The following is a 24,013-nucleotide window of genomic DNA, read 5'->3' as shown; positions in this document are numbered from 1 at the left end:
CGCCGCGGTCAACCGGCGAGGTCCAGCACGACCGGCACGTGGTCGCTGGCGACCTTGCCGCGCCGCTCGTCCCGGTCGATCGCCACCGACGTGACGCGGTCGCGCAGCGCCGGCGAGGCGTAGGCGAAGTCGATGCGCATCCCGCGGTTCCGCGGGAACGCGAGCTGCTGGTAGTCCCAGTAGGTGTAGGTGTGCTCGGCCGGCAGGTGCTCGCGGGTGACCTCGGTGTACCCGGCCTCCTCGAACGCCGCGAAGGCCGCCCGTTCCGGGGCGGAGACGTGCGTGTGCCCCTCGAACGCGGTCACGTCCCACACGTCCGTGTCACGGGGGATCACGTTCCAGTCGCCCAGCAGGCCGACCTGCGCCCTCGGGTCGGCCTGCAGCCACGCCGCGGCGTCCGCGCGCAGCCCGTCGAGCCAGGCGAGCTTGTACGCGTAGTGCGGGTCCGTCAGCGCACGCCCGTGCGGCACGTAGAGCGACCAGAGCCGCACGCCGCCACAGGTCGCGCCGATCGCGCGCGCCTCGACCCGCGGCTCCTGGCCTGGCTTGCCGAACGCCGGCTGGTCGGCGAACGACGTCGCGACGTCCTCCAGGCCCACGCGGGAGACCATCGCGACACCGTTCCACTGGTGGTACCCCGTGTGCGCGACCTCGTAGCCCGCCGCCTCGAACGGGGCCACCGGGAGCTGGTCGTCGCGGCACTTCGTCTCCTGCAGCGCGAGCACGTCGATGCTCGAGCGCTCCAGGAACGCCAGCACGCGGTCCAGCCGGGTCCGCAGGGAGTTGACGTTCCACGTGGCGATACGCACGCACGCACCCTAGGGCCATAGAGTGCGTTCATGGGAACCGCGCTCGTCACCGGCGCCACCGCCGGCCTCGGACTGGAGTTCGCCTGGCAGCTCGCCACGGCACGCCACGACCTCGTGCTCGTGGCGCGCACCACCGAGCGCCTCGAGCAGGTGGCCGGGCAGATCCGCGCCGCCGCCGGGGTCCAGGTGGAGGTCCTGCCCGCCGACCTGTCCGACCCGGACGACGTCGCCCGGGTCGCCGAGCGGCTCGCCGTCACCGGGGACGAGCCGGGCGAGGACCGCCGTCCCGTGGGCCTGCTCGTCAACAACGCCGGGTTCGCCACCGCGCAACGGTTCGTCGGCGGGGACGTCGACGTCGAGCTGGACGCCGTCGACGTCATGGTGCGCGCCGTCGTCCAGCTCAGCCACGCCGCCGTCGGGCAGATGTCCACCCGCGGGCGTGGCGCCGTCCTCAACGTCGGCTCCGTCGCCGCCCTCACCGCGGGCGGCACGTACGCCGCCGCCAAGGCCTACGTGCGTTCCTTCACCGAAGGGCTCGCCGTCGAGCTGCAGGGCTCCGGCGTCACCGCCACCGTGCTTTCCCCCGGCTACACGCACACCGAGTTCCACGACCGTGCCGGGCTCTCGATGAGTCAGATGCCCGACGCCGCCTGGCTCGACGCGCCCTTCGTCGTCGCGCAGGCGCTCGCGGACGTCCGTCGCGGCGTGGTCATCTCCACGCCGTCGGTCCGCTACAAGGCCGCCTCGGCGCTCCTTCGGGTGCTGCCACGCTCGGCGGTGCGGGCGATCGGCCGACAGCGCTGAGACCCTCCCGGGCTGACGTGCTGCCGGGCTGAGGCCTACTGCCGGGCGGCGCGGTCCGCCGCCTGGTGCGCGGCCTCGGCCTCGACCTTGCGGGCGGCCTGCTCGGCCTTCTCCAGCTCGCGGAGCCTCTTGCGAGCCTCGCGCACCTTGCGCTCGGCGTCCTTGCGCTTGGTCGCCGCCTTCTTGACCTTGGGGTCGCCCGCGTAGACCCGCGCCCGCTCGGCGGCCTCCTCGGTGAGGGTGTCGCCATCCCCCGTGTCGGTGCCCGACGGCGGTGCGACGCCGTCTGCCCCGGTGCAGTGGCCCCCGGCATCGGCGGAGCGTGCGTCGATGAGGACGGCGAGGCCGTCGAGCGTCCGGTCCAGGCCCCAGCGGATGTCGTCCACCTCGTCGAGGCCGCCCGGCTGGTTCACGTACGTGCCGTGCTCGACGAGCGGGCGCAGGTACGGGAAGCGGACCTCGTCGACGAGCTCGGCCAGGGCTTCGGCGTACGCGACGCCGGTGGCCCCCTGGTCGCCGCCCGCATCCGCGATCGCCCGGTCGAGGTCGCGGGCCAGCAGGGCAGCGTTGCGCACGTACCCGCTGACCAGGAGGAGCGCCGCGATCTTCTCGCCGTCCGCGAGCGGCGTGGACCGCAGCGCGCGCAGCCCGGCGTCCGTGGCGCGCAGGTTGTTCGGCGTCATGGGTGCGCCGGTGACGGGGATGTCGAGCACCCATCCGTGCTGCCGGAAGATCTCCAGGGTGAACAGCGCCCACTCGCTCAGCTCGGCGCGCCAGTCGGCCGGTTCGTGCGCAGGCGGGAACTCGGCGCCGATCACCGACTCCTGCATGAGCAGCAGCAGGTCGTCCTTGCTGGTGACGTGCCGGTACAGCGACATCGTGGTGAAGCCGAGGCTCTTGGCGACGCGAGCCATCGAGACGGCGCCGAGCCCGTCGGCGTCCGCGATCTCGACGGCGGCGGCCACGATGCGCTCGATGCTCAGCTCGCGCCGGGGTGCGCGCTCCGGGCGTTCGGCGACCCCCCACGCGAGGGCGAGGCGGGGAGGGAGCTCGGGTGCGTCCGTCATGGGGACATCATCGCCGACGGCCGCCCACCGGGGGCGACCGCCGGCGACGTGGGTGTCACCGGGCAGTGCGCCGGCGGTAGAGCAGCGACCCCGCCACCAGGCTGAGCGCGAGGAACCCGGCGAGCCAGGCGCATGCCACCAGGAGCGTGGACGTCTCGAGGTTCCCCATCAGCAGGCCGCGCACCGTCTCGATGATCGGCGTGAACGGCTGGTTCTCGGCGAACCCGTGCAGCCAGTCGGGCATGGTCTCCACCGGCACGAAGCCCGAGCTGAGGTACGGCACGAACAGGAAGAGCATGTTGAGCGACGGCGCCGAGTCCACGCTCATCACCAGTCCGAGGACGGCACTGATCCAGGTGAACGTGACGATCGCGAACGTCGCGAAGGCGACCAGCCCGAGCCAGCCTGCCGGGCCGGCGTCGGGCCGGAACCCGAGGGCGAGGGCGACGAGCACGACGAGGACGGCGGAGGCGAGGTTGCGCACGACGCTCGCGACGACGTGCCCCCACAGCACCGACGGCGAGAAGATCGGCAGGGTCTTGAACCGGTCGATGGTGCCGGAGGTCATGTCCTGCGCGACGGCGGCCGCCGCCGTCGCGGAGTTCATCCCGAGGCACATGATGAGCACCCCGGGCACCACGTAGTCGATGTACGAGCCGCTGCCGCCGCTGATCGCGCCGCCGAAGATGACGACGAACACGACCATGATCAGGACGGGCAGGGCGAAGGCGGTGATGATGCCGTCGACCGAGCGGATGCTGCGGCGGGCCTCGCGCCAGGACATCGTCGCGACGTCGCGCAGCGGGGCGTGGCGGTGCGGGCTGCGGCGGGTCGGTGCTGTCGAGGCCGCTGGCGGTGCGGCCGGCGTCGTGGTGGTCATCGTGCGGCCTCCGGTGCGGGCTGGTGGGCGGGCTGCTGGGTCAGGGCGAGGAAGACGTCGTCGAGCGTCGGCTTCACGACGCTCACGCCGGAGACGGCGAGGCCGCCGGCGTCGGCGCGGTCGAGCACGGCACGGATCGTCCGCACGGGCTCGATGCTGGGGATGGTCAGCGCGAGGGTCCGGTGGTCGGTCTCGGCGCCGTCGAGCCCGGGCATGCCGACGAACGTGACGTCGCGCGCGGCGGCGAGGCTCGTCGCGTCGTCGAACGTGACGCGGACGTGCTCGCCGGAGACCAGCGTCTTGAGCTCGGTGGCGGTCCCGCGGGCGGCGACCTGGCCGTCGGCCAGCACGGCGATGGTGTCCGCGAGGCGGTCGGCCTCCTCCAGGTACTGGGTCGTGAGCAGCACGGTGGTGCCGTCGGCGGCGAGCCCGCGGACCACCTCCCAGAGCTGGGAGCGCGAGGCCGGGTCGAGTCCTGTCGTCGGCTCGTCGAGCACCAGGACGTCCGGGTCGGCGACGAGGCTGATCGCCAGGTCGAGCCGGCGCCGCATGCCGCCGGAGTAGGTGGCGACCTTGCGCCGGCCGGCGTCGGCGAGGTCGAACCTGTCCAGCAGCTCGGTGGCACGGCGGCGGACGGCACGCCGGGGCAGGTGGGCCAGGTCGGCCATCATCACGAGGTTCTCGGTCCCGGTGGAGAACTCGTCCACCGAGGCGTACTGCCCGGTCAGCGCGATCCGACGGCGGACGGTCGCGGCCTCGCGGACCACGTCGGCGCCCGCGACGGCGGCGGTGCCGCCGTCCGGCCGCAGCAGCGTGGTGAGGATGTTGACGGTGGTGGTCTTGCCGGCGCCGTTCGCGCCGAGCAGGGCGAAGATCTCGCCGCGGCGGACCGTCAGGTCGACGCCGCGCAGGACGGGGTGGTGCCCGTAGGACTTGCGGAGCCCTCGGGTCTCGATCATCGGTGGGTTCACGGCGGTGCCTCCTCAGGACTGTGTATGCCGTACATGAGTGTATGGCATACACGTAGTGTTGGCCATACACCGTGTGTGCCCCGCACATCGCCGAGGTCGCCAGCCGAGGTAGTGCCCCGCCAGCGCGAGGTAGTGCGCCCGTGTCGAGGGCGCGGCCGTGCGCCGTGGGAGAGGATGCGGCCCGCGTACCCTGGTGCCGTGACTTCCGCGGACTTCTCCCCGACCCCCCGTGAGCAGCTGCTCGAGCTCGTCAAGGAGCTCGCCGTCGTGCACGGGAAGGTGACTCTCTCCTCCGGTGCGGAGGCCGACTACTACGTCGACCTGCGCCGCATCACGCTGCACCACCGGGCGGCCCCGCTCGTGGGGCACGTGCTGCTGGACCGCCTCGAGGAGGTCGGGCTGGGTACGGCCGAGGTCGACGCCGTCGGCGGCCTCACGCTCGGCGCCGACCCCATCGCCGACGCGCTCCTGCACGCCGCGGCGTCGCGCGGGCAGGATCTCGACGCGTTCGTCGTGCGCAAGTCGGCCAAGACGCACGGCATGCAGCGGCAGATCGAGGGGCCCGAGGTCGCGGGCCGCAAGGTCGTCGTGCTGGAGGACACCACCACGACGGGCGGGTCACCCATCACCGCGATCGAGGCGCTGCGCGCGGCGGGTGCCGAGGTGCTCGGCTGCGCGACGATCGTCGACCGTGCGACCGGGGCGGGGGAGAAGATCGAGGCCCTCGGCGTGCCGTACCACTACCTCTTCGACCTGGACGACCTCGGCCTCAGCCGAGCGCCCCGCGGGCCCGTGGGGTTGGGGGCGGGCTGCGGGGGGCCTCAAGCCGGGCAATCGAGGCGATTCGGGCCAGAAATCGCGCCCACAACAAAGTGGCGGGGTGGGTCAGACGCGGGCGATGAGATCCGCGATCGAGTCGACCACGTGCGACGGGCGGAACGGGTGGTGGTCGACCTCGTCCCGCGCGGTCGAGCCGGTGAGCACGAGGAACGTCTCCAGCCCGGCCTCGATGCCCGCCACGACGTCGGTGTCCATGCGGTCGCCGATCATCGCCGTCGTCTCCGAGTGGGCGTCGATGCGGTTGAGGGCCGAGCGGAACATCATCGGGTTCGGCTTGCCCACGTAGTACGGCGAGCGGTCCGTCGCCGCGGTGATCATCGCGGCGACGGCACCGGTGGCCGGCAACGGCCCTTCCGTGGACGGCCCGGTCGTGTCCGGGTTGGTCGCGATGAACCGCGCGCCGCCCTTGATGAGCCGGATCGCCTTGGTGATCGCCTCGAACGAGTAGGTGCGCGTCTCACCGAGCACCACGTAGTCCGGGTCGGTCTCGGTGAGGGTGTAGCCGGCCGCGTGCAGCGCCGTGGTCAGGCCGGCCTCGCCGATGGCGTAGGCGGAGCCGTTCGGCACCTGGTCGGCCAGGAACTTGGCGGTCGCGAGGGCGGACGTCCAGATCGCCGACTCCGGCACCTCGATGCCGGAGCGGGACAACCGGGCCGCCAGGTCGCGTGCCGTGAAGATCGAGTTGTTCGTCAGGACGAGGAATGGTCGCCCCGCGTCGCGCAGCGTCGCGATGAACTCCGCGGCGCCGGGGATCGCCTCGCCCTCGTGCACGAGGACGCCGTCCATGTCGGTGAGCCAGCACTCGATCTGTCGGTCCGTCATGGGCACACCGTAGCCGTAGGCTTCGTCCCGTGACTGACGAGGCCCACGAACCCCCGACGCACTCCGGCGCCGTGCGCCGCCACGCCGTCCCTCCTGCAGGCACCACGTGGCGGGCGGCGCCCGGGCTCGCCCTGCGTGGCGGGTTCGTGGGGATGGCCGAGTCCGTGCCCGGGATCTCCGGCGGCACCATCGCCCTGGTGACCGGCCTCTACGACCGGTTGCTGACGGGCGCGAACCAGGTGGTGCACGCGGGTCGGGAGCTGGTCCAGGGTGTCGCGCAGGGCAAGGGGCTCCGCCCGGCCGGCCGGGCGTTGCGGGCGGTGGACTGGCGCTTCCTGCTCCCGGTCCTGGTGGGCATGGCCGTCTTCCTGCTCGTCTCGCTGAGCGTCGTCGCCCCGCTCGTCGAGTCCCACCCCGTCATGATGCGAGCGCTGTTCTTCGGCATGATCGCGGTGGCGGTCGTCGTCCCGCTGCGGATGATGCCGCACCGCTTCCGCCTGCTCGACGGCGCGATCCTCGTGCCGTCCGTCGTGGTCGGGTTCTTCCTGGTGGGCCTGCCTCCTGCCGAGGTCGCCGAGCCCTCCCTCTGGTACGTCTTCGTCGGTGCGGCCATCGCCATCAACGCGCTCGTGCTGCCCGGCGTGTCCGGATCGACGCTGCTCCTGGTCATGGGGCTCTACGTGCCCGTGCAGCAGGCGGTCCAGGACCGCGACCTGGCGTTCGTCGGTGCGTTCGCCCTCGGCGCCGTGGTCGGCCTGGCGAGCTTCGTCAAGCTGCTGCACTGGCTCCTGGATCATCGCCGGCAGGTCACCATGGCGGTCCTGGCGGGGCTCATGATCGGCTCCCTGCGGGCGCTGTGGCCGTGGCAGGACGCCGACCAGGGCCTCCTCGCCCCGCCGGGCGCCGGTACCGTCGTCGGGCCGGCCCTGCTCGCCGTGGCGGGTGCCGCCGTCGTCGGCGCCGCGATCTGGTGGGAGTCGTCGCGGAGCGAGGAGCATGCCTGACGCCGGTGAGCCCGCCGGCGAGCGGGTCGGCGTGGGGCCCTGGCCCGGCGAGCTGCCGGACGACCCCCGGTACGACCCCGAGCTGCTCGCCCACGGCGACCGCCGCAACGTCGTCGACCGTTACCGGTACTGGACCGTCGAGGCGATCGTCGCGGACCTGGACCACCGCCGCGCCACCGACGCGTTCCTGCACGTGGCGATCGAGAACTGGGCGCACGACCTCAACATCGGTTCCGTGGTGCGTACGGCCAACGCGTTCAACGTCGCCGGGGTGCACATCGTGGGCCGACGGCGGTGGAACCGTCGGGGCGCGATGGTCACCGACCGCTACCTGCACGTGGACCACCACCCGGACGCGGCGGCGCTGGTCGCCTGGGCGGCAGGTGCAGGCCCGCAGGGGGAGCGGCTGCCGATCGTCGGCGTCGACAACGTGCCGGGTTCCGTCCCGCTGGAGCGTCGGGACCTGCCCGCCCGCTGCGTGCTGCTGTTCGGTCAGGAGTCGAGCGGGCTGACGCCCGAGGCCCAGGCGGCGTGCGACGTCGTCGTCCACATCACCCAGCACGGCTCCACACGCTCCCTGAACGCCGGTGCGGCGGCCGCGATCGCGATGCACTCCTGGGCGTTGCAGCACGCGTGACGCGGGCGACCGTCTCGCTCTGCGAGCCCGGATGTGACGCCCATGACCCGGTCATGAGAAAATCCGGGTGCATGTGGGCCCAGGAGGCCGCCAGCCACCAGCGAGGGTGTGTCACCGCCCGCCTGCGTTCCTCGTACGTTCCCTCATTGGAGTACCGCAGATGCCTATCGCAACCCCCGAGGTCTACGCCGAGATGATCGACCGGGCGAAGGCCGGCAAGTTCGCCTACCCCGCCGTCAACATCACCTCGTCGCAGACCGTCACCGCCGCGCTCCAGGGCTTCGCCGAGGCGGAGTCGGACGGCATCATCCAGGTCTCCGTGGGCGGCGGCGAGTACGCGTCGGGCGCCACGATCAAGGACCGGGTCACCGGCTCGCTGGCCCTCGCCGCGTACGCCGCCGAGGTCGCGAAGAACTACCCCGTCAACATCGCGATCCACACCGACCACTGCGTCAAGAAGAACCTCGACTCCTGGGTCCGCCCGCTGCTCGCCCTCGAGGCGGAGCAGGTCAAGGCCGGCAAGAACCCGACCTTCCAGTCGCACATGTTCGACGGCTCGGACATCCCGCTGGAGGAGAACCTCGTCATCGCCGAGGAGCTGCTCGAGCTGTCGCAGGCCGCGCGCACCATCCTCGAGGTCGAGATCGGCGTCGTCGGTGGCGAGGAGGACGGCCACGTGGCGGAGATCAACGAGAAGCTCTACACGACGGTCGAGGACGGCCTGGCCACGGTCCGCGCCCTCGGTGCCGGCGAGAAGGGCCGCTACCTGACGGCCCTCACGTTCGGCAACGTGCACGGCGTGTACAAGCCCGGTGCGGTCAAGCTGCGCCCGGAGATCCTCGCGGAGATCCAGCAGGCCGTGGGCGCCGAGATCGGCCAGGAGAACCCGTTCGACCTCGTGTTCCACGGCGGGTCGGGCTCCACCGCCGAGGAGGTCGCCACGGCGGTCGACAACGGCGTCATCAAGATGAACATCGACACCGACACCCAGTACGCGTTCTCGCGTCCGGTGGCGGGTCACTTCTTCACCAACTACGACGGCGTCCTGAAGGTCGACGGCGAGGTCGGCAACAAGAAGGCCTACGACCCGCGCGCGTGGGGCAAGCTGGCCGAGGCCGGCATGGCCGCCCGCATCGTCGAGGCCTGCCAGTGGCTGCGCTCGGCCGGGCACAAGATGTGACCCTCTCCTGAGGGAGCGTGCACGACGCCCCTTCGCCGGTGACCCGGCGGAGGGGCGTCGTGCGTCATCGAGGGCCGGCGGTGGTGATGTCCAGGTCGACGCCGGGGTCCTCGTCCACGATCTCGAGCAGCTCGCCGATGCGCGTCACCTCGAGGAGGAACCGCACGGTGGGCGGTGCGCGCAGCACCCGCACCTTGTGGGGGCTCCGGGATGCCAGGCGTGCCAGGAACGCGACCCCGGAGGAGTCCATGAAGGTGACGTGGTGCGCGTCGAGCTCCACCGGGAGGCCGGAGGCCTCGGCGTCGGAGATCGCCTCGCCGAGCTCTGCGCTGACGTCGGCGTCGATCTCGCCCGAGAGGACCACGCGTGCCCGGGACGTGCCCACGATGACGTGGATGCTCGCCGGGTCACCGATCTGGGGAGCGGTGTGCTCCGTGCCGTCGCCGGACGTGGGGGTGCTCGGCGTCGCGTTCGATCCCTCCTGCACGGTGCTCCTTCCTCGAGCTGCTTGCTCTTCTCGGGTCTCAGCGGACACCAATCTACGGTTGAATGTGCATCGAATGCACCAACTTCGCCGCGACACGTCGGAAACGGAGGGCTGATGACCGATTTGCCCCACCATCCGTCGATCGCGGCGCCCGTTTCCGGCGAGCAGCTCGCCGTCGCGATCACCACGACCACCGTCCCCGCCTTCGTCACGGGCCCCTGGGAGACCGGCATGCCGGTGATCTGGGTCAACGACGCGTTCGAGCGGCTCGTCGGCGTGGGTGTCGACGGGCTGCGGATGCTGGGGCCGCACCCGCTCCTGGCGCTCGTCGAGGACGACCCGAACCGTGCCGCGGCGCAGGCCGACCTGGCCGCGGGGCGCTCGATGCGTCGCATCGTCAGCGCGCGCAAGCGGGACGGCGGCGTCAGCTGGCTCCAGGTGGACGTCACGCCGATGGCGCACGCCGAGGGCGAGGAGGTGCGCTGGGTCGGGATCACGACCGACGTCTCGGAGTACGTCGACCAGCAGGCGGCCCAGCTCGCCTCCCTGGAGGTCGAGCGCCGCCAGCGCGCCGATCTGGACCTCATCGCCCAGACGACGGAGCTCCTGGGCGATCTGGAGTACCCGTACGCGCTGCGGGACATCGCGGACCTGCTGCGCTCGATCGTGCCGTGGAGCAGCTTCTACCTCAACGACGACGGCCTGCAGCACGCCGAGGGGGTCGACGTCGCGTCGCCGCCGTCCGGCCGCGGCCGCCGTCACACCAGATACGTGCCGGAGACCTGGCACACCGACGACCTGAACGGTGACGTGCCGCCGCAGGAACCGGCGGGCGGCACGGACGGGAGCGCCCGCACGCCGGAGAGCTCGCCCTCGGTGGACCACGTCCAGGAGCTGCTCGACGGCGTCGTGGAGGGCCCGGTCCGGCTCGACCTCAGCGGGTCCTACGGCCCGCACTCCGCGTCCGGCTGGCTGCGCCGCGACCTGGTGCACCGCGTCGTGGAGGAGTCCGGCGTCGTGCCCCGCTCCGTCGTCGTGCACGCCGTGGCGGGCCGACGCCGCGTGCTGGGCCTGCTGGTGACGTGGCACGGGGACGCCGCCCGGGGGCCGGGGTCCGCCGACGTCGGCGGCTGGTCGGAACCCGGGCCCGAGCACATCTTCACCGTCGTCGAGGTCGTCGCCCGCCGCGCCGGCACGGCGATCGACAACGCCCGCCTGTACGCCCGCGAGCACCGCCTGGCCGAGGCGCTGCAGCGTGCCATGCTCCCCGAGCAGGCCGACGTCTCGGGCCTCGACGTGTGGACCTACTACGCGCCCAACGCGGAGCACGCCCAGGTGGGCGGCGACTGGTACGACGTCCTGCAGATCACGGACGGCACGGTCGGCCTCGTCATCGGTGACGTCGTCGGGCACGACGTCGAGGCCGCGGCCGCGATGGGTCAGCTCCGGTCGGTGGTGCGCGCCTACGCCTACGAGCTGACGACGCCCGGGACCGTGCTCGACCGTGTCGACCAGCTCGTCGCCGGGATGCGCGTCCCGCGCCCCGCCTCGATGGTCTACGCCACGCTGCGGCACGTGGCCGACGACGACTCGTGGTCGGTCGAGTACACCCGCGCCGGGCACCTGCCGCCGCTGCTGCTGCGCGACGGCGACGTCCGCCAGCTCTCGGGAGCGGGCGGTTCGCTCGTCGGGTTCGGCAACACGACCCGGACGACGGGCCGCGAGGTGCTGCACCGCGGCGACATCCTGCTCTTCTACACGGACGGCCTCATCGAGCGCCGCGACCGGTCGCTGAAGGTCGGCCTGGACACCCTGGTGGAGATGTCGGCCCGCATCACGGCGCGGGACGCCGCGGGCGTCGGCGAGGAGCTGCTCTCCCGGCTCGCCGACTCGCCGGAGGACGACGTGGCGATCGTGGTCGTGCGGGTCCCGGACCCGGTGCAGGACGCCCAGGTGACGGCCCTGAGCCCGCGCTCGCGGCGCTGGCTGCTGCCGAGCGAGCCGGCGTCGATCGGGCGGGCGAGGCACGCGGTGCTGCGCACCTGCCAGGCCTGGGGGCTGTCGGAGTCGGCCGCTGCCGAGCTGGTCGTCTCCGAGCTCGTGGCGAACGGCGTGCTGCACGGATGGGGCAACATCGCGCTGCGGCTCTTCGACACGGGCGACGGTCTGCGGATCGAGGTGGAGGACGCCAACCCGGCACCGCCGGTGGCCACGGACGGGCACCCGAACCGGGTCGGCGGGTTCGGCATGCAGATCGTCGAGCGGCTGGCGGACTGGGGCTGGCGCCCGGCGGGCTCCGGCAAGCTGGTGTGGGCGAAGCTGCGGCCGCAGCCGACCGAGCCGGAGAGCTCGGCGCCGCTGCCCGGTTGAGCCGGGCGGCTCAGCTCAGCGCGCGCACCTCGCTCGCGGAGGTGCCGGCGTCGACGAGGAACTGGGCGCACCGGTGGGCCTCGGCGTCCTCCCCGATCCGGTCGGCGGCCCGGGACAGGGCGAGCAGCGCCCGGAGGAACCCCTGGTTGGGGAGATGGTCGGCGGGGATCTTCCCCTGGCCGCGCCAGCCGGCGCGACGCAGCGCGTCGAGCCCGCGGTGGTAGCCGGTGCGGGCGTAGGCGTAGGCGGTCACCGCGTGGACGACGTCGTCGCCACCGTCGAGCGTCTGCTCGGCCAGGACTGCCCACGCGAGGCTCGACGCCGGGTCCGCGGCGGCGACGTGGGCGGGGTTCTGACCCTCCTCGAGGGCGGCCCGCGATGCGGCGTGCTCGTCCGGCAGGTGCGTCGGGGGCGGCCCACCGAGAAGGTTTTCCACAGGCTGGGAGGTGCTCATGCCGACCATTGTCCCAGGCGATCGACGCGCCGCACACGCTGTCCACCGGGGGTGAGCGGCGAGATGCGGCTTCGAGGGGTCGTCGAGCGCTGGACGCGGGTAGTCTCGTGCGCATGATCGAGATCGCGACGTCCTCGACGACGACGACGCTCGTGATCGCCGGGGACCTGGATCTTGCCGAACGAGATCAGTTCCCCGAGATTGCGGCGCGGGTGGTGGGGCTGCGCCGGCAGCTGCTGGTGATCGACATGTGCGGGGTCACGTTCATGGACTCCACGGGGGCGGCGTTCCTCATCTCCCTGGCCGACTCCGGCCGCAAGCGGGGAGGTGCGACGGTGCTGCGCGGAGCCGACGAGCGCGACCTGTTCGTGCTGGAGGTCTGCGGCGCCCTCGACCTGTTCCGCATCGACCACGACCACCAGTGCGAGCCGTCGGACACGTCCACCGGCGCGACGCCGGTCCAGCTGCCGCAACGCCCGCGGCCGTCCTGACGCGCCGTCCGGCCGTCCGGCGTCGTCCCCGCCGGGGCCCAGGTCATGGCCGGGTAAACTTCGGTGAGCCCGGCGGCAGTCCCCGGGCTCACCGATTCACGAGGAGAGTTGATCCATGCCAGCCGTGGTGCTCGTCGGCGCCCAGTGGGGCGATGAGGGCAAGGGGAAGGCGACCGATCTTCTCGGAGACCGCGTCGACTACGTGGTCAAGTTCAACGGTGGGAACAACGCCGGGCACACCGTCGTCATCGGGGACGAGAAGTACGCCCTGCACCTCCTGCCGTCCGGCATCCTGTCGCCCGGCGTCACGCCGGTCATCTCGAACGGCGTCGTGGTGGACATCGAGGTCCTCTTCGAGGAGCTGGACGGGCTGATCGAGCGGGGTGTGGACGTCTCCCGCCTGCTCGTCTCGTCCGGTGCGCACGTCATCGCCGGCTACCACCGCACCGTCGACAAGGTGACCGAGCGGTTCCTGGGCAAGCGCCGCATCGGCACGACGGGCCGAGGCATCGGGCCCGCGTACGCGGACAAGATCAACCGTGTCGGCCTGCGCGTCGCGGACCTCTTCGACGAGAAGATCCTCGCGGAGAAGATCGAGGGCGCGCTCGACCAGAAGAACCACCTGCTGGTGAAGGTCTACAACCGCCGGGCCATCGAGGTGCAGGAGACGCTCGACGACCTGCTGCAGCACGCGGAGCGGCTCCGGCCGATGGTGGCCGACACCGGCCTGGCCCTGAACCAGGCGCTCGACCGCGGCGAGACCGTGCTCTTCGAGGGCGGCCAGGCCACGATGCTCGACGTCGACCACGGCACGTACCCGTTCGTCACGTCGTCGAACGCGACGGCCGGTGGCGCGGTGACGGGCTCCGGCGTCGGGCCCACGCGGGTCGACTCCGTGATCGGCGTGGTCAAGGCGTACACCACCCGGGTGGGCGAGGGGCCGTTCCCCACGGAGCTCTTCGACGACATGGGCGCCTACCTGCAGAAGGCCGGCGGCGAGTTCGGCGTGACCACCGGGCGGCCGCGCCGCTGCGGCTGGTACGACGCCGTCATCTCGCGCTATGCCGCACGCGTCAACGGCCTGACGGACCTCGTGCTGACCAAGCTCGACGTGCTGACCGGCCTGGAGAAGGTCCCGGTCTGCGTCGCGTACGACGTCGACGGCGAGCGGTACGACGAGATGCCGATCGACCAGACGGCGTTCCACCACGCGAAGCCGATCTACGAGGAGCTCGACGGCTGGTGGGAGGACATCTCGCAGTGCCGGTCCTTCGCCGACCTGCCGGTGAACGCCCAGCGGTACGTCCGCCGGCTCGAGGAGATCTCGGGCTGCCGCGTGTCGGCCATCGGCGTCGGCCCGCGGCGTGACGAGATCATCGGCATCCACGACCTGATCCACCCGCGGGCCTGAGGCGAGCTCCGATGAGACGCTCTGGCGCAACCGGCGTCGCCACCTACACTGGCTGCCCGTGAAGATCCTCGTCGTCGGGAACGGTGCTCGCGAGCACGCCATCGTCCACTCCCTCGCCGCGGAGCCGGCGGTCGACACCGCGAACGAGCTGCACGCCGCGCCCGGCAACCCGGGCATCGGCGGGCACGCCACCCTGCACCCCGTCGACGCGACGGACGGCGCCGCGGTCGCCGCGCTCGCCACCTCGCTGGGCGTGGACCTCGTCGTGGTCGGCCCCGAGGCGCCGCTGGTGGCCGGGGTCGCCGACGCCGTGCGGGACGCGGGCGTCCCGGTGTTCGGGCCGTCCGCGGAGGCCGCCCGCCTGGAGGGCTCGAAGGCCTTCGCCAAGGAGGTCATGGCCACCGCGAACGTGCCGACGGCGATGGCCCACGTGTGCACCACCCTCGACGAGGTCACCGCGGCCCTTGACGCCTTCGGACCGCCGTTCGTCGTCAAGGACGACGGCCTGGCGGCCGGCAAGGGCGTCGTGGTGACCGACGACCGGGACGCCGCCGTCGAGCACGCACGGGCCTCCCTGGCCGCGCGTGGCGACGCGCGCACCGTCGTGATCGAGGAGTACCTGGACGGTCCCGAGGTGTCCCTGTTCTGCGTGTGCGACGGCGCCACGGTGGTGCCGATGGTGCCCGCCCAGGACTTCAAGCGGGTCGGGGACGACGACGCCGGGCCCAACACGGGCGGCATGGGCGCCTACACCCCGCTCGACTGGGCACCGTCAGGGCTGGTGGGAGAGGTGGTCGACCGTATCGCCCAGCCCACCGTCGACGAGATGGCCCGCCGCGGCACCCCGTTCACGGGCGTGCTGTACGTGGGGCTCGCGCTGACCTCGCGGGGCACCCGGGTGGTCGAGTTCAACGTGCGCTTCGGCGACCCGGAGATCCAGGCCGTGCTCGCGCGGCTGCGCACGCCGCTGTCGGGCGTGCTGCTGGCCGCGGCCCAGGGGCGGCTCTCCGAGATCGAACCACTGAGCTGGACGGACGACGCCGTCGTCAACGTGGTCGTGGCCTCGCAGGGCTACCCCGAGTCACCCCGCAAGGGCGACCCGATCAGCGGGATCGACGCTGCGGCCGCGCTGGACGGCGTGCACGTGCTGCACGCCGGCACCGCGGTGTCCGACGGCGCGCTCGTCAGCGCAGGCGGTCGCGTCCTGTCCGTGGTGGGACGGGGCGACGACCTCGCGGCAGCCCGGGCGGCGTCGTACGCGGGAGTCGCCCGGGTCGACCTGCCGGGCTCGCACCACCGCACCGACATCGCCCTGACGGCCGAGCGCGGCGAGGTGGAGGTCCCGTGAGCGACGCGCGCCCCACGCCCGACGCCTTCGACGGCGGCCCGCTGGACCTGCCGTGCTGGCGGCACGTCTACTCCGGCAAGGTCCGCGACCTGTACGAGCCGGACCTGCCGAGGCTCGGCGGGGCGCACCCGCTGGGAGACGTGGTCCTCGTCGTCGCGAGCGACCGCGTCTCCGCCTACGACCACGTGCTGACCCCGGGCATCCCCGACAAGGGTGTGGTGCTCACCCAGCTCAGCCTGTGGTGGTTCGAGCAGCTCGCCGACCTGGTGGACAACCACGTGGTGACCACCGAGCCCAGCGCCGAGCCGGGCGACGGGCTGGTGCCGGACGTCGTCGTCGGCCGCGCGATGATCTGCCGCCGCCTCGACATGTTCCCCGTGGAGTGCGTGGCCCGTGGCTACCTCACCGGCTCGGGGCTCGCGGAGTACCGGACGAACGGCGAGGTGACCGGCATCCCGCTGCCGGACGGCCTCGTGGACGGCTCCCGGCTGCCGGAGCCGATCTTCACGCCGGCCACCAAGGCGGAGGTGGGGGAGCACGACGAGAACGTGCCGTTCGACGAGGTGGCGCGGCGGATCGGCGGCGAGGACGCCGCTCGCCTGCGCGACCTCACCCTCGCGGTGTACTCCCGCGCCGAGCAGATCGCCCGGGAGCGCGGCGTCGTCCTCGCCGACACCAAGCTGGAGTTCGGCACGGTGCCCGACGGCGGCACGGACGCGGGGCGGATCGTCCTCGGCGACGAGGTGCTCACCCCGGACAGCTCGCGGTTCTGGCCGGCCGACTCCTGGGAGCCGGGCCGGGCGCAGCCGAGCTTCGACAAGCAGTTCGTGCGCGACTGGCTCACCTCGGCCGCGTCCGGCTGGGACCGCGCGTCCGGTGCCGAGCCGCCCGCGCTGCCCGCCGACGTCGTGCGCCGCACCCGCGACCGCTACCTCGAGGCGTACGAGCGGATCACGGGCGCGGCGCTGGCCTGACCGCTCAGCGCCCCGGCGTCGTGCCTGCCGGGTCGGCAGCGACCCTGGCGGTGTCGGGACGTGGACGGGACGAGGGCCCGCACGAGACGACGGGTAGACTGACAGCGGAATCCCGCCGTCGTGCTCCCGCCCGTCTCGCGTCGTACCGCTCGCGTGGACCGGGATCCCGGAGCGACGGCCCGTGCAGAGCCCCTGAGGAGCCCGTAGTGGGACGCGTCGTCGTCGAGGTCATGCCCAAGCCCGAGATCCTGGACCCCCAGGGCAAGGCCGTGGTCGGGGCGCTGCCGCGCCTTGGCTTCACCCAGTTCTCCGGTGTCCGTCAGGGCAAGCGGTTCGAGCTCGAGGTCGACGGCGAGGTGACGCCCGAGGTGCTCGAGGCCGCCCGCCAGGCCGCCGGGACGCTGCTGTCCAACCCGGTCATCGAGGACGTCGTGCGCGTCGCCGACGCCTCCGAGGAGTCCACCGAGGTGTCCGCCTGATGAGCGCCGACACCGCGGGGACGACGTTGAGCAGCGCCCGCATCGGCGTCATCACCTTCCCCGGCACGCTGGACGACCGGGACGCGGCCCGCGCCGTGCGCCTCGCGGGCGGTGAACCGGTGTCGCTGTTCCACGCCGACGGCGACCTGCAGGGTGTCGACGCGGTCGTGCTGCCGGGCGGGTTCTCCTACGGCGACTACCTGCGTGCGGGGGCGATCTCCCGGTTCGCGCCCGCCATGGACGCCGTCGTCGACGCCGCGCGGGGCGGGATGCCCGTGCTCGGTATCTGCAACGGCTTCCAGGTCCTCACCGAGGCGCACCTGCTGCCGGGCTCGATGGTCAAGAACGACCATCTGCACTTCGTGTGCCGCGAGCAGATCCTCTCGGTCGAGAACGCCGGGACCGCCTGGACCAACCGGTACAGCGTGGGCCAGCAGATCACGATCCCGTTGAAGAACCAGGACGGCCAGTTCGTCGCCGACGAGCGCACCCTCGACGAGCTCGAGGGGGAGGGCCGGGTCGCGTTCCGTTACGTGGGGACCAACCCGAACGGGTCGCGCCGCGACATCGCGGGGATCAGCAACGCGGCGGGCAACGTGGTCGGTCTGATGCCGCACCCCGAGCACGCCGTCGAGGCCGGCTTCGGCCCGGACAGCGCCGACGGCCGGCGTGCCGGGACCGACGGCCTGGGCTTCTTCACCTCCGTGCTGGCCTCTCTCGTCCACGCATGACCGCGAGGAGCGCTATATGACTGCCGAGGTGGGTACCGACGTCGTCGAGCTGGTCGAGGTCCCGTGGGACGACGCCGACGTCGTCGCGCTCCGGGCCGAGGCCGTCGCGGACCTCGGGCGTCGCTACGGCGGGGACGAGGACGCGAAGGAGGTCATCGACCCGGCGAGCATCGTCGTGACCCTGCTGGCGCGGGTCGACGGCGTCGCGGTGGGCTGCGGCAGCGTCCGGGACGTCTCCGGCACCGACGACCGGCGCGGCCGGGGCGCCACGCACCCCGCCGCCACCGGAGAGGTCAAGCGGGTCTACGTGCTCGACGGCTACCGGGGCCGCGGCGTCGCCCGTCGACTGATGGGTGAGCTCGAGCGGGTCGCCCGGCAGGCAGGCTTCCGGCAGCTCGTCCTGGAGACCGGGACGGCGCAGCCGGAGGCGATGGCCCTGTACCCCGCGCTGGGCTACGAGCAGATCGAGGCCTACGGACGGTACGCGGGCGAGGCGGACCAGCGCTGCTACGGCAAGCGCCTCTGATCACTCCTCGCCGAGCAGCGGACGCACCTCGCGTCCGAGCAGCTCGACGAAGCCGGCCAGGTCCGGTTCGTCCGCCGTCGGCTGGATCGCGACGGCGGTGGCCCCCGCGTCGGTGAGCGCCCGGACGCCCGCGGCGACGGCTGCGGCGTCCCCGGCGGCACCGATGCCCCGGTCGGGCGCGGCGCCCCACCGCGGCAGCTCCCGCGCCAGGCGCTCCTCGGCGCCCGGGCCGGTCGCGCAGATGAGCGTGGCGTGCACGTCGGTCAGCTCCCGCCCGGCCGCCCGAGCAGCGTCCCGGGCCGTACCGACCGCCGCGCGGACGTCGTCGGGTGTGAGGGCGTTGGCCAGGATCAGCCCGTCGCCCACCTCGCCGGCCAGCGCGAGGGAGCGCGGCCCGACGCCGCCCAGCCAGATCGGCACGCCGTCGGCGGGGGGCCAGCCGAGGCGGACGGCCTCCAGGTTCACGTAGCGGCCCGACGTCGTCACCTCCTCGCCGGCCAGGAGCCGGTGGAGCGCGTGGGTCGTCTCGCGCAGCAGCGTCAGCGGCGAGCCCACCTTGACGCCGGACTGCGCCATCCACTCCTGCACCCCGTGCCCGACGGCCGGCACGAACCGGCCGGGGAACATCCGCGCGAGCGTCGCGATCTCCATCGCGGTGATCGCGGTGCTGCGCAGCGGCGCGGGCATGAGCCCGAGGCCGACACGGACCCGGTCGGTCCACGCCAGTGCGGCGGCCGCCGAGGCGAGACCGCTCTGCTCGAAGCAGTCCTCCCAGACCCACAGGTCGTCCAGACCGGCGGCCTCGACGGCGGTGGCCAGCGTGCGCAGGCTCTCGGGCGGGTAGGTCGGGACGAAGGCGACCCCGAGCCGGGGCGTCGGTGGACGGTGCGGCGTGGCTGACGTCATGCCTCCATCATGCCGGTCGCCGCCCACCGCGCTCAGCCGTGCTCGCGCAGGTAGTCGAGCTGTGCCGCGACGGACTGGCGCGCGGCGGGCAGCACGGCGGGGTCGACGTCCGCGTACACGTGGGCGACGACGTCGTCGACGGTCGCGTCTCGAGCGGGGCCGAGGATGTCCAGCGCCGCGCGCACCTGGGCCAGTCGTTCCAGGCGGTGTGCGCGGTAGGCGCGTACGGCGACCCCGAGGTCGTCGATCTCGGGGCCGTGCGCCGGGACCGCACGGCGTCCGTCACCCAGGCGTTCCAGGATGTCGAGGCTGGCCAGGTAGTCGGCGAGGGACCCGTCCGGCTCCGCGATGACGGTGGTGCCACGGCCCAGCACCGTGTCCCCGGTGAGCAGCACGGGCGCCTCGCCGGGGCTCTCGACCACGAACGAGACGGAGTCCAGGGTGTGTCCCGGGGTGGCGACCACCTGGACCCGTAGGCCGGCGGCCTCGATCGTCTCGCCGTCGCGCAGCGGCGCCCCGCCGTGGCAGTGCTCCGGGTCCGCCGCCCGCACCGGCGCGCCGGTCAGCTCGCGCAGGCGCGGCGACCCGGCCGTGTGGTCGGGGTGCCGGTGCGTGATCAGCACCAGGGACACCGGGCCGGCCGCGGCCAGCGCGCGCAGGTGGGTGCCGTCGTCGGGCCCGGGGTCCACCACCACGCACGACGGCGAGCCCGGCGCTCGCAGCAGCACCGAGCGGGTGCCGTCCAGGGTCATCGGGCCGGGGTTGTCCGCGCGCCGCACCGTCACCGAACGTGTCACGCTGCCCATCGTGGCACGGGTCCGCGCTCAGCCCGCGAGCAGCTCCAGGGTCTGCACGCGGCCGGGGGTGGCTTCCAGCGGCTCGCCGGCGTACGTGCCGGCCACGGGGACCACCATGACCTCGCCGGCGCCGTGCCGCGCGGCGAGGTCCGCGACCTCCTGACGGGCGACCTCCGGCTCGCCGACCACCCAGCGGGACCGCATGTCGTCGACCATCTGCTGGCCGAGCCCGTCCAGCGGGGTCGCGAGCGCCTCCTCGACGGTCTCGGCACGTCCCATCGGCCTGCCGGTCCGCAACCGGGCCATCGCCCGCAGCTGGGGGAGGGCGCGCTCCTCCGCCTCGTTGAGCGTGGGGGCCACGACGGCGTTGACGGTGAGGAACGTCCGCGGCTCCGGGTGCGCGTCGCTCGGCCGGTAGCCGTCGCGGTACAGCGCGAGCACCTGGTCGATGCCGGCGCCGGAGAAGTGGTTGGCGAACACGTACGGTAGGCCGAGCTCCGCGGCGAGGCGTGCCGAGTAGTCGCTCGAGCCGAGCAGCCACACGGTCGGGGAGCCGGTGGCCGCGGGGGTGGCGCGCACGTCGTAGATCTTGCCGTCGGTCAGCCGCAGCCGGGCGCCGTCGGGCTCCATGAGCGCGAGGATGTTCTGCACGTGCTCGGGGAACCGCTCGACGTCCGACGTCGGTCCGGACGCGCGCAGCAGCGCCGTCACCACGGGGTCGGAGCCGGGCGCGCGGCCGATGCCGAGGTCGATCCGGCCCGGGGCGAGGGCTTCCAGTGCGGCGAACTGCTCGGCGACCACCAGCGGAGCGTGGTTGGGGAGCATGACACCGCCCGAGCCGACGCGGATCCGCGACGTGCGGGCGGCCGCGGCCGCGATCATGACGGGTGGCGTCGAGGCCGCGACGGCGGCCATGTTGTGGTGCTCGGCGAACCAGTAGCGCTCGTACCCGAGCTCGTCGGCGCGCGCGACGAGCTCGAGCGAGGAGGCCAGCGCCTGGGCGCTCGTCTGCCCGGTGCGCACGGGGACCAGGTCCAGGACGGAGAGGGAGGGTGAGGTGCTCATCGTCTGGAGCAACCGTCACGGGCCACGGAATCATCCGCCCGCCGTGCAGGAGACCCCGAGGACGCCCCCGGATGCGGCGACCGTCGGTCGTGCCCACGATCAGCGGGGACCGGTACGGCGACGAGGAGGAACATGGTTGCCCGCAGGATCACCGGGGGGCTCAACGCCGCGCACCGCGCATGGTTGCGCCACCCGCGGTGGTCGTTGGCGACCCGCGGGGCGATCGCCGCGGGGATCGCCTGGTACGTCGGGCTCATCGCCCCGGCGCCGCTGTCGGAGTACCCGTACTACGCGCCGCTCGGGGCGGTCATCGCGACCACCAGCACGCTGGTGCGTTCCGTGCGCGACTCCGCCCAGGTCACCTTGGCGGTCCTGGTCGGGGCGGGCATCGCGCGTGCTGCCGACGCGTTCCTGGCGCCGGGTGCGCCGGCGGTGGCCGTGGTGGTGGGTGCCGCGCTGCTCATCTCGGGCTGGCGGTTCTTCGGCGAGATGGGCAACTGGGTCGCGACGTCGGCCATCTTCGTGCTCATCCTCGGCAACGCTGACGCCCTGGAGTACGTGGGATCGTTCGCCGGCCTCGTCGCCGCCGGTGCCGCGATCGGGATCGGCGTCAACCTGGCGCTGCCGCCGTTGCCGCTCACGCCCACCGAGGACGCGCTCGACCGGCTCAGCAACGTCCTGGCGGACCAGGCGGAGGATCTGGCGGACGAGGTCGGGGAGGCAGAGACGCTGTCCGTCGACGAGTGGAACCGCCGTCGTCAGACGATGGACCGGGTGCTCGAGCAGGGCCGGCGGTCGGCGCGTCGTACGCGCGAGGCGGAGCGGGCGAACCCTCGGGTGCGTCGGCACCGGGAGTGGACCCGGAGGCAGCAGGTCCGCGTCAAGGAGCTCGAGACGGTGGCCGCGTCGTTGGACCAGGCCATCAGTCTGCTCATGGACACCGGGGACCCGGTCGATCTGGGCGATCCGCTGCGCCGGTCGTTCGCCGACGTGCTGCGGGCGCTCGTCAAGCTGCTGCGTGCGCACGCGTGGGACCCGGACCGTCAGGAGCTGGCCGACCGGTTCGACGAGGTGGCACGGTCGTTCACCGGACAAGCGCGTCAGGAGGGTCCGCAGAACGACGCGGAGCTCGTGGCCGGGGCACTGGCTGTCGCCCTGCAGCGTGCTGCCGACGCGTTCCGGAGGTGAGCCGGCGGGGACGGGACGTGCCCGGCTCGTGCACGGCTCGCGGGTCAGGCCCGCAGCGCCTGCTCGACGTCCTCGATGACGTCCAGCGGGTCCTCCAGGCCGACCGACAGGCGCACGGTGGTCTCGTGGATCCCGACGGCGGCACGCCCCGCGGCCCCGAGGCGCCGGTGGGTGGTGGTCGCCGGGTGGGTGATCAGGGACTTCGCGTCGCCGAGGTTGTTCGAGATGTCCACGATCTGCAGCGCGTCGAGGAACGCGAAGGCGCGCTTCTTGGCCTCCTCGGGCGCGCTCCCGGTGGGCACGTCGAGATCGAACGTCACCACGGTGCCGCCGCCCGTCTGCTGCGCGACGGCCAGCTCGTGCTGGGGGTGCGAGGCCAGGAACGGATAGCGCACCCGCGTGACGCCGTCGGCCGCCTCGAGGTGCTCGGCGACCTGGAGCGCGGCCGCGTTCTGGGCGCGGACGCGCACGTCCAGCGTCTCCAGGCCCTTGAGCAGCACCCAGGCGTTGAACGGGCTCAGCGACGGCCCGGTGTGCCGCAGGAACGTCTCGACCGGCCCGGACAGGAACTCCTCCGGTCCGAGGATCGCCCCGCCGAGCACGCGCCCCTGACCGTCGATGTGTTTGGTCGCGGAGTAGACGACGACGTCGGCGCCCAGCTCGAAGGGCTTCTGCAGGATCGGCGTGGCGAACACGTTGTCGACGACGACGACGGCGCCCGCCGCGTGGGCGAGCTCGCACACGCGCCGCACGTCCACCAGGTCCTGCATGGGGTTCGACGGCGTCTCGAAGAAGACGACGTCGGCCGGCGTGGCGAGCGCCTCCTCCCACTGCGAGTCGACGTGCCCGTCGACGAGGTCCACGTGCACGCCCCACTTGGCGAGGATCTCGTCGTAGATGACGTTGGTGGAGCCGAAGAGCGCGCGGGCGGAGACGATGCGCGAGCCGCTGGACACCAGCGCCGCGAGCGTGGTGAACACGGCAGACATGCCGGTCGTCGTGGCGTAGCACGCCTCGGCGCCCTCGATCAGTCGCAGCCGCTCCTCGAACGTGCGCACGGTCGGGTTGCCGTAGCGGGAGTACACGAACCGGGAGTGGTCTCCGGTGAACGCTGCCTCGGCGTCGGCGGCGGTGTCGTACGTGTACCCCTGCGTGAGGAACATCGCCTCGGACGTCTCGGAGAAGTCCGAGCGACGGTGGCCACCGCGCACGGCCAGCGTGGCGGGGCGGGCCGACGCGGGCAGCGGCCGGTGACCGGCACCGCCGAGCAGCGTGGGGTTGGCGCCGGGGCCGGTCGGGATGTCGGCGCGGTTCACGGGGTGTGCTCCTGGTGGGGGAGCCCGCGGACCTTCCAGCCGGTCTGGTCGCGGACCCCGCCGAACCCGGGTGCGCCCTCGAAGCCCTCCAGGACGTTGTAGGAGGGGCTGATCCCGGCGGACGTGGCGAGCCGGGCGGCGCCGATGGAGCGCTGGCCCGACCTGCACAGGAACACCACGGGGCGGCCGGGGCCCACGCCGGCGGTCTCGAGCTCGGTGAGGAAGCCGGGGTTGGGTCGGCCGTCGGCCGTCACCCACTGGCTGAGGACGGGTTCCTTGCCCAGCTCGCCGACGTCGGGGACGCCGACGGCGTGCCACTCGCCGTCGGTGCGGACGTCGACGAGGACGGCGTCGGGATCGGCGGCGAGCAGGTCCCACGCCTGCTGCGGCGTGATGTCCCCGGCGTAGCCCTCGGCGGGGCGAGGTTCGATCGGTTCGAGCGGTGCGGTCATGGCA

Annotated in this window: 25 protein-coding genes and 1 pseudogene; 14 read left to right on the top strand and 12 right to left on the bottom strand. The window is 73.1% G+C overall.

The window, feature by feature from the left end:
• Nucleotides 1-8 precede the first annotated feature (8 nt).
• Nucleotides 9-809 carry an exodeoxyribonuclease III gene (locus tag ACH5HR_RS05515; protein ID WP_416476659.1) on the bottom strand — a complete coding sequence of 267 codons (801 nt, stop codon included), beginning with the start codon at nt 807-809 and terminating at the stop codon, nt 9-11.
• A 30-nt stretch (nt 810-839) separates the two neighbouring features.
• On the opposite strand from ACH5HR_RS05515, the gene ACH5HR_RS05510 reads away from it, so the two are divergent.
• Nucleotides 840-1,613: an SDR family NAD(P)-dependent oxidoreductase gene (locus ACH5HR_RS05510; RefSeq protein WP_416476658.1), complete on the top strand. Its 774-nt coding sequence runs from the start codon at nt 840-842 to the stop codon at nt 1,611-1,613.
• Between the two features lie 35 nt (nt 1,614-1,648).
• On the opposite strand, the gene ACH5HR_RS05505 is transcribed toward ACH5HR_RS05510, so the two are convergent.
• Genes ACH5HR_RS05505 through ACH5HR_RS05495 form a run of 3 tightly spaced genes read right to left on the bottom strand, consistent with a single transcriptional unit; the run spans nt 1,649 to nt 4,519 of the window.
• The gene (locus tag ACH5HR_RS05505) at nt 1,649-2,680 is read right to left on the bottom strand and encodes a TetR/AcrR family transcriptional regulator (protein WP_416476656.1); all 1,032 of its coding nucleotides are present in this window, start codon (nt 2,678-2,680) and stop codon (nt 1,649-1,651) included.
• Between the two features lie 55 nt (nt 2,681-2,735).
• The gene (locus tag ACH5HR_RS05500) at nt 2,736-3,560 is read right to left on the bottom strand and encodes an ABC transporter permease (RefSeq protein WP_416476654.1); all 825 of its coding nucleotides are present in this window, start codon (nt 3,558-3,560) and stop codon (nt 2,736-2,738) included.
• Nucleotides 3,557-4,519, bottom strand: coding sequence for an efflux ABC transporter ATPase subunit, DrrA-related (locus ACH5HR_RS05495; protein WP_416476652.1), 963 nt, complete (start codon nt 4,517-4,519; stop codon nt 3,557-3,559). Before ACH5HR_RS05495 ends, ACH5HR_RS05500 begins: the two co-directional genes overlap by 4 nt.
• Nucleotides 4,520-4,705: 186 nt before the next feature.
• Between ACH5HR_RS05495 and pyrE the strand changes: the two are divergent.
• Nucleotides 4,706-5,305, top strand: a pseudogene (pyrE, locus tag ACH5HR_RS05490) (orotate phosphoribosyltransferase); the annotation flags it as partial.
• Nucleotides 5,306-5,416: 111 nt separating this feature from the next.
• Here the strand turns inward: pyrE and ACH5HR_RS05485 are convergent.
• Complete coding sequence (locus tag ACH5HR_RS05485) at nt 5,417-6,193, bottom strand: HAD-IIA family hydrolase (RefSeq protein WP_402373504.1); 777 nt, start codon at nt 6,191-6,193, stop codon at nt 5,417-5,419.
• 29 nt (nt 6,194-6,222) lie between these two features.
• Between ACH5HR_RS05485 and ACH5HR_RS05480 the strand changes: the two genes are divergently transcribed.
• From ACH5HR_RS05480 to fbaA, 3 genes are all read left to right on the top strand, one after another.
• The gene (locus ACH5HR_RS05480) at nt 6,223-7,197 is read left to right on the top strand and encodes a DUF368 domain-containing protein (RefSeq protein ID WP_416476650.1); all 975 of its coding nucleotides are present in this window, start codon (nt 6,223-6,225) and stop codon (nt 7,195-7,197) included.
• On the top strand, nt 7,190-7,834 hold the full coding sequence (locus ACH5HR_RS05475) for a TrmH family RNA methyltransferase (protein WP_416476649.1): 645 nt from the start codon (nt 7,190-7,192) through the stop codon (nt 7,832-7,834). The genes ACH5HR_RS05480 and ACH5HR_RS05475 overlap by 8 nt, the downstream gene beginning before the upstream one ends.
• A gap of 160 nt (nt 7,835-7,994) precedes the next feature.
• On the top strand, nt 7,995-9,014 hold the full coding sequence (gene fbaA, locus ACH5HR_RS05470) for a class II fructose-bisphosphate aldolase (RefSeq protein WP_402373512.1): 1,020 nt from the start codon (nt 7,995-7,997) through the stop codon (nt 9,012-9,014).
• Nucleotides 9,015-9,078: 64 nt separating this feature from the next.
• Here the strand turns inward: fbaA and ACH5HR_RS05465 are convergent, their stop codons facing one another.
• On the bottom strand, nt 9,079-9,501 hold the full coding sequence (locus tag ACH5HR_RS05465; RefSeq protein ID WP_402373515.1) for an STAS domain-containing protein: 423 nt from the start codon (nt 9,499-9,501) through the stop codon (nt 9,079-9,081).
• Nucleotides 9,502-9,615: 114 nt separating this feature from the next.
• On the opposite strand from ACH5HR_RS05465, the gene ACH5HR_RS05460 reads away from it, so the two are divergent.
• Complete coding sequence (locus tag ACH5HR_RS05460) at nt 9,616-11,871, top strand: ATP-binding SpoIIE family protein phosphatase (protein WP_416476648.1); 2,256 nt, start codon at nt 9,616-9,618, stop codon at nt 11,869-11,871.
• A gap of 10 nt (nt 11,872-11,881) precedes the next feature.
• Here ACH5HR_RS05460 and ACH5HR_RS05455 read toward each other — a convergent pair whose 3' ends face one another.
• Nucleotides 11,882-12,325, bottom strand: coding sequence for a DUF3151 domain-containing protein (locus ACH5HR_RS05455; protein WP_402373520.1), 444 nt, complete (start codon nt 12,323-12,325; stop codon nt 11,882-11,884).
• Nucleotides 12,326-12,438: 113 nt separating this feature from the next.
• Between ACH5HR_RS05455 and ACH5HR_RS05450 the strand changes: the two genes are divergently transcribed.
• The 7 genes from ACH5HR_RS05450 (at nt 12,439) to ACH5HR_RS05420 (ending at nt 18,285) form a co-directional block, all read left to right on the top strand.
• Nucleotides 12,439-12,816, top strand: a complete 378-nt coding sequence (locus tag ACH5HR_RS05450; protein WP_402373522.1) for an STAS domain-containing protein — start codon at nt 12,439-12,441, stop codon at nt 12,814-12,816.
• 115 nt (nt 12,817-12,931) lie between these two features.
• The gene (locus ACH5HR_RS05445) at nt 12,932-14,227 is read left to right on the top strand and encodes an adenylosuccinate synthase (RefSeq protein ID WP_416476646.1); all 1,296 of its coding nucleotides are present in this window, start codon (nt 12,932-12,934) and stop codon (nt 14,225-14,227) included.
• A gap of 58 nt (nt 14,228-14,285) precedes the next feature.
• Nucleotides 14,286-15,575, top strand: coding sequence for a phosphoribosylamine--glycine ligase (gene purD / locus ACH5HR_RS05440; RefSeq protein ID WP_416476645.1), 1,290 nt, complete (start codon nt 14,286-14,288; stop codon nt 15,573-15,575).
• Nucleotides 15,572-16,549: a phosphoribosylaminoimidazolesuccinocarboxamide synthase gene (locus ACH5HR_RS05435; protein WP_416476643.1), complete on the top strand. Its 978-nt coding sequence runs from the start codon at nt 15,572-15,574 to the stop codon at nt 16,547-16,549. The genes purD and ACH5HR_RS05435 overlap by 4 nt, the downstream gene beginning before the upstream one ends.
• Before the next feature lie 206 nt (nt 16,550-16,755).
• Nucleotides 16,756-17,028 (top strand): phosphoribosylformylglycinamidine synthase subunit PurS, encoded by a 273-nt coding sequence (gene purS / locus ACH5HR_RS05430; protein WP_402373532.1) that lies wholly within the window; start codon nt 16,756-16,758, stop codon nt 17,026-17,028.
• On the top strand, nt 17,028-17,759 hold the full coding sequence (purQ, locus tag ACH5HR_RS05425; protein WP_402373534.1) for a phosphoribosylformylglycinamidine synthase subunit PurQ: 732 nt from the start codon (nt 17,028-17,030) through the stop codon (nt 17,757-17,759). Before purS ends, purQ begins: the two co-directional genes overlap by 1 nt.
• 16 nt (nt 17,760-17,775) lie before the next feature.
• A complete protein-coding gene (locus tag ACH5HR_RS05420; RefSeq protein ID WP_402373537.1) occupies nt 17,776-18,285 on the top strand; it encodes a GNAT family N-acetyltransferase in 510 nt (169 codons plus the stop codon).
• Here ACH5HR_RS05420 and ACH5HR_RS05415 read toward each other — a convergent pair whose 3' ends face one another.
• Genes ACH5HR_RS05415 through ACH5HR_RS05405 form a run of 3 tightly spaced genes read right to left on the bottom strand, consistent with a single transcriptional unit; the run spans nt 18,286 to nt 21,053 of the window.
• Nucleotides 18,286-19,191: an LLM class flavin-dependent oxidoreductase gene (locus tag ACH5HR_RS05415; protein ID WP_416476641.1), complete on the bottom strand. Its 906-nt coding sequence runs from the start codon at nt 19,189-19,191 to the stop codon at nt 18,286-18,288. It lies immediately after the preceding gene.
• Between the two features lie 32 nt (nt 19,192-19,223).
• Nucleotides 19,224-19,997 (bottom strand): MBL fold metallo-hydrolase, encoded by a 774-nt coding sequence (locus ACH5HR_RS05410; RefSeq protein WP_416476640.1) that lies wholly within the window; start codon nt 19,995-19,997, stop codon nt 19,224-19,226.
• An 18-nt stretch (nt 19,998-20,015) separates the two neighbouring features.
• Nucleotides 20,016-21,053 carry an LLM class flavin-dependent oxidoreductase gene (locus ACH5HR_RS05405; protein ID WP_416476639.1) on the bottom strand — a complete coding sequence of 346 codons (1,038 nt, stop codon included), beginning with the start codon at nt 21,051-21,053 and terminating at the stop codon, nt 20,016-20,018.
• Nucleotides 21,054-21,185: 132 nt separating this feature from the next.
• Between ACH5HR_RS05405 and ACH5HR_RS05400 the strand changes: the two genes are divergently transcribed.
• Nucleotides 21,186-22,241: an aromatic acid exporter family protein gene (locus ACH5HR_RS05400; protein WP_416476638.1), complete on the top strand. Its 1,056-nt coding sequence runs from the start codon at nt 21,186-21,188 to the stop codon at nt 22,239-22,241.
• A gap of 44 nt (nt 22,242-22,285) precedes the next feature.
• Here ACH5HR_RS05400 and ACH5HR_RS05395 read toward each other — a convergent pair whose 3' ends face one another.
• Nucleotides 22,286-23,557 carry an O-succinylhomoserine sulfhydrylase gene (locus ACH5HR_RS05395; RefSeq protein ID WP_416476637.1) on the bottom strand — a complete coding sequence of 424 codons (1,272 nt, stop codon included), beginning with the start codon at nt 23,555-23,557 and terminating at the stop codon, nt 22,286-22,288.
• Complete coding sequence (locus ACH5HR_RS05390; RefSeq protein WP_416476636.1) at nt 23,554-24,009, bottom strand: rhodanese-like domain-containing protein; 456 nt, start codon at nt 24,007-24,009, stop codon at nt 23,554-23,556. Before ACH5HR_RS05390 ends, ACH5HR_RS05395 begins: the two co-directional genes overlap by 4 nt.
• Nucleotides 24,010-24,013: the final 4 nt, after the last annotated feature.

The sequence above is a fragment of the Isoptericola maris genome, from assembly GCF_048065335.1.
Lineage (GTDB): Bacteria > Actinomycetota > Actinomycetes > Actinomycetales > Cellulomonadaceae > Isoptericola > Isoptericola rhizosphaerae.
The sequence above is the reverse complement of the archived record's forward strand: the minus strand, read 5'-3'. Positions and strand labels throughout refer to the sequence as shown.

Excerpts from the sequence above, each read along its gene's own strand:
- fbaA (WP_402373512.1), top strand. The coding sequence starts at position 7,995 with ATGCCTATCGCAACCCCCGAGGTCTACGCCGAGATGATCGACCGGGCG.
- ACH5HR_RS05450 (WP_402373522.1), top strand. The coding sequence starts at position 12,439 with ATGATCGAGATCGCGACGTCCTCGACGACGACGACGCTCGTGATCGCC.
- ACH5HR_RS05495 (WP_416476652.1), bottom strand. The coding sequence starts at position 4,519 with ATGATCGAGACCCGAGGGCTCCGCAAGTCCTACGGGCACCACCCCGTC.
- ACH5HR_RS05400 (WP_416476638.1), top strand. The coding sequence starts at position 21,186 with ATGGTTGCCCGCAGGATCACCGGGGGGCTCAACGCCGCGCACCGCGCA.
- ACH5HR_RS05500 (WP_416476654.1), bottom strand. The coding sequence starts at position 3,560 with ATGACCACCACGACGCCGGCCGCACCGCCAGCGGCCTCGACAGCACCG.
- ACH5HR_RS05445 (WP_416476646.1), top strand. The coding sequence starts at position 12,932 with ATGCCAGCCGTGGTGCTCGTCGGCGCCCAGTGGGGCGATGAGGGCAAG.
- ACH5HR_RS05485 (WP_402373504.1), bottom strand. The coding sequence starts at position 6,193 with ATGACGGACCGACAGATCGAGTGCTGGCTCACCGACATGGACGGCGTC.
- ACH5HR_RS05410 (WP_416476640.1), bottom strand. The coding sequence starts at position 19,997 with ATGGGCAGCGTGACACGTTCGGTGACGGTGCGGCGCGCGGACAACCCC.
- ACH5HR_RS05455 (WP_402373520.1), bottom strand. The coding sequence starts at position 12,325 with ATGAGCACCTCCCAGCCTGTGGAAAACCTTCTCGGTGGGCCGCCCCCG.
- ACH5HR_RS05405 (WP_416476639.1), bottom strand. The coding sequence starts at position 21,053 with ATGAGCACCTCACCCTCCCTCTCCGTCCTGGACCTGGTCCCCGTGCGC.
- purQ (WP_402373534.1), top strand. The coding sequence starts at position 17,028 with ATGAGCGCCGACACCGCGGGGACGACGTTGAGCAGCGCCCGCATCGGC.
- ACH5HR_RS05510 (WP_416476658.1), top strand. The coding sequence starts at position 840 with ATGGGAACCGCGCTCGTCACCGGCGCCACCGCCGGCCTCGGACTGGAG.
- ACH5HR_RS05415 (WP_416476641.1), bottom strand. The coding sequence starts at position 19,191 with ATGACGTCAGCCACGCCGCACCGTCCACCGACGCCCCGGCTCGGGGTC.
- ACH5HR_RS05505 (WP_416476656.1), bottom strand. The coding sequence starts at position 2,680 with ATGACGGACGCACCCGAGCTCCCTCCCCGCCTCGCCCTCGCGTGGGGG.
- ACH5HR_RS05390 (WP_416476636.1), bottom strand. The coding sequence starts at position 24,009 with ATGACCGCACCGCTCGAACCGATCGAACCTCGCCCCGCCGAGGGCTAC.
- ACH5HR_RS05460 (WP_416476648.1), top strand. The coding sequence starts at position 9,616 with ATGACCGATTTGCCCCACCATCCGTCGATCGCGGCGCCCGTTTCCGGC.
- ACH5HR_RS05475 (WP_416476649.1), top strand. The coding sequence starts at position 7,190 with ATGCCTGACGCCGGTGAGCCCGCCGGCGAGCGGGTCGGCGTGGGGCCC.
- ACH5HR_RS05420 (WP_402373537.1), top strand. The coding sequence starts at position 17,776 with ATGACTGCCGAGGTGGGTACCGACGTCGTCGAGCTGGTCGAGGTCCCG.